The organism is Gelidibacter sp., assembly GCF_039916245.1.
In the GTDB taxonomy this organism is placed as follows: Bacteria; Bacteroidota; Bacteroidia; order Flavobacteriales; family Flavobacteriaceae; genus Gelidibacter.
Genome location: NZ_JBDSLS010000117.1, coordinates 1 through 4,497, shown reverse-complemented (window position 1 = coordinate 4,497; position 4,497 = coordinate 1). Strand labels below are relative to the sequence as shown.

At 38.8% G+C, this 4,497-nt stretch carries 3 protein-coding genes; all 3 read right to left on the bottom strand.

Features of this window, described 5'->3' with window-relative positions:
• Positions 1-1,337, bottom strand: a 1,337-nt coding sequence (locus ABIQ28_RS06055; RefSeq protein ID WP_348035983.1) for an LptF/LptG family permease, incomplete at its 3' end; no start/stop codon positions are given.
• Positions 1,338-1,405: 68 nt separating this feature from the next.
• Positions 1,406-2,047 (bottom strand): outer membrane lipoprotein carrier protein LolA, encoded by a 642-nt coding sequence (locus tag ABIQ28_RS06050; RefSeq protein WP_348035982.1) that lies wholly within the window; start codon positions 2,045-2,047, stop codon positions 1,406-1,408.
• Positions 2,048-2,088: 41 nt separating this feature from the next.
• A partial coding sequence (locus tag ABIQ28_RS06045; protein WP_348035981.1) for a DNA translocase FtsK occupies positions 2,089-4,497 on the bottom strand: 2,409 nt, incomplete at its 5' end.

The following is a 4,497-nucleotide window of genomic DNA, read 5'->3' as shown; positions in this document are numbered from 1 at the left end:
GGGTTAAGGTAGCTGTCAAAATCAAAGAGTCCTTTGTCATTGGTAGCGCGGCTTGTGAGATACACGCCTAATGGGAGCATGATCAAGGTAGAAAGCCAAGTGGCTAAAATCGGATTGAAAGAACCATTTTCCGCACTGTTTTTAGCAAAGATTCCTATAAAGTGATAGGTCAGGAATAATAGGATGGCCACCACCAATGGCAATCCAATACCGCCTTTTCTAATCAATGCCCCTAAAGGCGCACCCACAAAAAAGAGGATAAAACATGCAAACCCCAACACATACTTTTCATGGAGCGCCATCAAATGCTTGTTCAGCACTTTGTCTGAAATGTTCATGAATTGATCTTTCGTGGTTATAATTTGGGTGGTACTGGTAACCGTGTTTAACGCCAGGTTCACGATTTGCAATTTGCTTTTATTTTCAAAAAGATCGAGAATGTTGCCCTTAAAAATGCTGTCCGTTTCCACCGTTAGATTGGCATTCAGAGTATTAATTGAGGTTCTGCCATATAAGGTTTCTGCAAGCTCCTTATGTTCACTGGATTTTTTATGTTGAAGACTATCAATGGTGTAATTGAGGCCTCCTACATCCAGCATATTATATCTATTGGTATAGCTTTTCTCGTCCAGATCCACATCGTTCAACGCTGCAAAATCCACATTCATGGTGTAGGTGTCAAAATAACTCTTGACCGCTGGTTTTTTTTGAATTTCCTTCGGGTCTTTGCTGTGAATTTCTTCGTAATAATTCCCATTAAATAAAACCAGTTGCAAAATGTTAGAATTGGGATTACTGATGAGTTCTCCTGAATCGGCCAAAATCACTGTATAATTGCCCGGTCGGTTGTTGTTTTGTTGGTGCATGACCACCTTAGATAAATATTGACCACGATCGCCACTTTTTTTATCGACCTTGATATTGAAATTGCCAATTTCATTAAACTGCCCTTCGGCAATGGCCATTTGTTGTTTGAGCTTAGCAATGTTTTTTCGCAGATTGTAGGCATTATATTCCGCCCAAGGAATCACATTATTTGCAAATAAGAAGGTGGTTACGGAAAGTAATACGATAAAAACACTCAAACCTCTCATGGCACGTTGCAATGAAATACCAGTAGATTTCATCGCGGCGAACTCATAGTTTTCGGCAAACGCTCCAAAAACCATGATGGAGGCTAATAAAATGGTCAGCGGTAAAATTAAAGGGATAAGGGTGGGCGTGATGTACAATAAGAATTTGAGAATTGTATCCATATCCAAATCCTTTCCGGCCAATTCAGAAATATATAACCAAACGGCCTGTAAAACAAAAATGAGCATGAGTATAACAAACACGCTCAAAAAAGTTTTTAAGTAGGTCTGAAGTATGTACCTATCCAGTATTTTCATAAAATGATGCCTATCTAATCGAGCTTATTGATGTAATAGCCCTTGTATTTATTAGCATCAAAAGTAAATAAGGTTTTTGAAATAGGCTCATTAGTTTTAAAACTATTTACAGTTAAGGTGGTTTGTGTGCCATTCTTACCGACTTCTATAAGATTGTAGATGTGTTTGGTTTGGGCATCAATTCCTAACAACACTTGCTTGATTTCAGAATTGCTATCAATGGGAGTTAATTTTACATACTGAATTTTTCGTCCACTGATATTTTGAACGATATCCATGGCATAGTTGTAGCCTTGTTTGTAAAACGATAACATCTTACTTGGTGTAATCGTGTTTTCGTCTTCCGTGTTATTTTTTGAGATTGTGACCTCTTCGTCCTCAGGACTGATGGTGTAAAGTGTTTTTCCGTCGTAAATACGAGTTACCCCGAGAATGTTTAAAAGGTATTTTTCACCTTCAATGACTACATCACCACGAGTTTCTTGATTAATATTTTCGCTTGCGTTTCTAAGGACGTATTTAAAATCAATGCTAATGTTATTATAACTTACAACCTTAGCATTGACCTCATTCAATAAGGTCTTCGCTTTTTGTGCATCTTGTGCAAAAGTTGAAAACGATATTAAAACAATGGCAAATACAAGTAATTTTTTCATTATTAAGGGTTTTTTGATGCTTTTATAGAATTTCTATTATATTAAATTTCATTTGCTAAAAGTTGATCCAAAGATGCAAGATCGGGAACCAATACTTGGCGTGCCTTACTGCCTTCAAAATGGCCAACAATGCCAGCAGCTTCCAATTGATCAATCAATCGACCGGCTCTGTTATATCCTAGTTTTAACTTACGTTGCAATAAAGAAGCTGAACCTTGCTGCGCAGTGACAATTACTTCAGCAGCCTCTCGGAACAGTTTATCTCTGTCGGATATGTCTACATCAAGACTTATGCCACTTTCCTCTCCAACATATTCGGGTAAAAGATAGGCATCTGGATAGGCTTTTTGGCCGCCAATAAAATCTGTGACCAATTCAACTTCTGGGGTATCTACAAAAGCACATTGAATCCTGGTCAATTCATTTCCTTGAGTGAAAAGCATATCTCCACGACCAATCAATTGGTCCGCGCCCGAACTGTCCAAAATAGTCCTGGAATCAATCTTAGAAGTCACCCTAAACGCAATTCTAGCAGGGAAATTCGCTTTAATAATACCTGTGATAACATTCACTGAAGGTCGTTGTGTGGCAACAATCAAATGAATTCCAATCGCACGGGCCAATTGTGCCAAACGGGCAATAGGTGTTTCCACTTCCTTACCAGCCGTCATAATTAAATCGGCAAACTCATCCACCACTAAAACGATATACGGTAAAAATTGATGTCCTTCCTCAGGGTTTAATTTACGTTCCTTGAACTTATCATTATATTCCTTGATGTTGCGGCAAAAAGCATTTTTCAACATCTCATAACGATTGTCCATCTCAATACACAAGGAATTCAAGGTGTTGATGACCTTTGTGTTATCTGTGATTATGGCCTCTTCGCTATCGGGTAATTTCGCTAAATAATGACGCTCAATCTTATTGAATAAGGTCAGCTCCACTTTTTTAGGATCCACCAATACAAATTTTACTTCTGCCGGATGTTTTTTGTAGAGTAAAGAAGTTAGAACCGCATTTAAACCCACTGATTTTCCTTGACCAGTAGCTCCAGCCATCAGTAAATGGGGCATTTTAGCCAAATCGACCACAAAGGTTTCGTTGCTGATGGTCTTGCCAAAAGCAATCGGCAATTCCATTTCCGATTTCTGGAATTTCTGAGATGCAATAACCGAACGCATCGATACAATGGTCGAGTTTTTATTGGGTACCTCAATACCGATCGTTCCCTTACCAGGAATTGGTGCGATAATTCGGATCCCTAAAGCAGCCAATGATAAGGCGATATCGTCTTCTAGATTCTTGATTTTTGAGATGCGGACGCCGGCATTGGGAACAATTTCATATAAGGTAACGGTCGGACCGATGGTCGCTTTAATATTGGTAATGCCGATACTGTAGTTGTTAAGGGTGTCAACAATACGGTTTTTGTTTTCTTCAAGCTCATCTTGATCGATGGTAATCCCTTCAGAATCGTATTTTTTTAAAAGATCCAAAGGTGGGAACTGGTATTTGCTCAATTCCAACGTCGGGTCAAATTTTCCATACTCGGCCACTAATCGATCAGATAAGTTATTCTTTTCTGTGGCTTCTTCTGCGATATGCTCCACTTGCATCGTCAATTCATCTTCATCATCCTCCATTTCTTGCTTTTGTTGAGGCACCTCAATACGAAGTTGCGGAGTTTCAATTTTAGGTTCGGGTTTTGGCTTTACAACCGCCGCTACCACGGATTCTACTTTAGCAGGCTTTAAATCGAAAGCCGCTTTTATCGCCTCAGCTTCAGCGCTCAAATCATTATCTATAAGCGCATAAGATTCTGAGGTGTTGGTATCACTTTCAAAATTTTCTTTCATGTCATTTTTAGCCGATTTGAAAACCTTGACTATCATTTCGCCAGTGACTTCAAAGCGGATGGCCGCATAAATAATCAGTCCGAAAAGGAGTAGGAGCGCGGTACCAATAATGCCGATATAATCTTGGAAAAACGAGTTCATTTCAAAACCGATAATTCCACCAAGAGCGTCATATTTATGAGAAAAGAATCCGAAGAAAATAGACAGCCAAATAGCAATGAGCGTTCCCCAAATCCAATGGCTTCTCAGTTTTGCTTTATTGATGTTTAAGGAAACGTAAATTCCGGAAATGAAAATTAATCCAGCAAAAATAAATGCTGACACCCCAAAACCATTCATAATAAAAAAGTGGCTTACCCAGGCGCCCAATTTATTGAGCCAATTTTCGGCCACCACGTCACGAGTGCCAATTTCAGTAAGTGTGCTTTGATCTGCATTTCCTGTAAAAAAGAATGAAAGAAAGGCAATAAACAACAAAGCACCAAGAATTACCAACAAGCTACCAAAAATGAGTTTTTGCTGATTTGATAATTTGATCCCGAAGTTTCGGTACGTTTTTTTGGTTTTAGGTGTTGTAGTACTGCTTTTAGC